This window comes from Bradyrhizobium sp. 137 (genome assembly GCF_023074095.1).
GTDB lineage: Bacteria > Pseudomonadota > Alphaproteobacteria > Rhizobiales > Xanthobacteraceae > Bradyrhizobium.
Genome location: NZ_JADPKU010000124.1, coordinates 1 through 1,403 on the forward strand (window position 1 = coordinate 1; position 1,403 = coordinate 1,403).

A 1,403-nucleotide genomic window follows, 5' to 3' on the forward strand; every position below is an offset into this window, starting at 1 on the left:
CTCGGTCTTGGTGGCAACCGAAAGGCTCTCCTGCAGCAAAGCCTGCAGCTTCTCCTCGCCCATCCGCTGGCGCCAGCGCGTCAGCGAAGAGCGATCGAACACCAATCGGTGCTGGAAGAACTCCTCGCCGCAGAAGAACTGGTAATAGGGGTTCTCCACCCAGCGCTCGCACAGGACCTCGTCGGAGAGGTCGTAGGTGTGCTTGAGGATCGCCAGCCCCGCCATCAGCCGCGTCGGCAATGGCGGCCGGCCCGGCTTGTCCTCGTAGACCGCCCCGAACCGCTGCTCCAGGAACGACCAGTCGATTGTCCCCGCCAGCTTCACCAGCGGGTGCCCCATATCGATGATCGCGTCCAGCCGCGAGCGCAGAAGATCGGTTTGTCCCGTCCCGCGTTTTCTTCCACGGTCATATCAACCAGCGGCCCGACTGTAGCGAACTCGAAGGTGAGGATCTCGGTGTTCTCATCAATGTCGACGATGCGCCAGAGTGGGCGCACCTCAAAGCCTCTGGTTATTTCACGAGAACGAGACCGACCGGAATGTCGACGGTGCAATACCCATCCACATAGGCATATTGGTTTAGGCCGTTTGCGAAGTCGGCCAACAGGTCTCCGAGCAATTTCTTTATTGACCTTCCGCTGGTGTCCTTTCGGCGGAAGGTACTCTCCGTGCGGGCCATGAACATGCAAGCGCGCGGCAGCGCGCAGGCCCGTGTCTTTCTCATCTATCCTAAATTTCATGGCCGGCTCGATGGCCATGCTTCCAGCGCGGAGTCGGTGGGCGAGTGAGCATCTTCTAGAGACCGAATGTCCTGCACGAGCAAGCCGCCGTCGCCAGACCTCACGTACAGTTTCATCCGGGTGAGCGGAGTACTCGACAATAACCTCTTTGGCAGAGCGCACCGGCTGGACATCGTGCAGATCACTCACCCAATCGGATCGCGAGTACTCAAGTACGGCTCGAGCAGAAATAGCCGTTCCCAAGTCGATACTAATTTGATCACCGCGATCGTCAGTGTCGAGTTCTGCTAACGGGTTGAGATTGACCCCTCCCTGGGGGCAGTTGCATTCTCAGCTTCCGGCGACCCTGAAGGCGGATGGGATGCTAGGCGACTTTAGTCGTGCTCACTGCATAGACCAGCGAGGCCTCTTTTTCGGGGATGTCCCGGGTTGTGTTGAAATCCTGAAGAGGTCGGCGTTGCCCACCTTGAGCCGGTAGGCTCGGGGTGCTGATTCCACAAAGGAGAGCAACGCCATGACGAGAGATATCACACCGGCTGGCTGGCCGGCGACCGGGAGCTGTGAACGAAGCGTTTGCAGAAGTGCGGGCGAGCTTCGATCGGTTCTGCCTTGCGGCTGGGATCGAGGCGCTCGGCACGATGATGGAGGCGGATGTCACGGCGG

General features: G+C 59.7%; 1 protein-coding gene and 1 pseudogene. One reads left to right on the forward strand and one right to left on the reverse strand.

Going from position 1 to position 1,403, the window contains the following annotated elements; all coding sequences use genetic code 11:
- On the reverse strand, nt 1–369 hold a 369-nt coding region (locus tag IVA78_RS31150), incomplete at its 3' end, for a transposase (protein ID WP_247469327.1).
- A gap of 885 nt (nt 370–1,254) precedes the next feature.
- Between IVA78_RS31150 and IVA78_RS31155 the strand changes: the two are divergent.
- Nucleotides 1,255–1,403 (forward strand): annotated as a pseudogene (locus tag IVA78_RS31155) (IS256 family transposase); the annotation flags it as partial.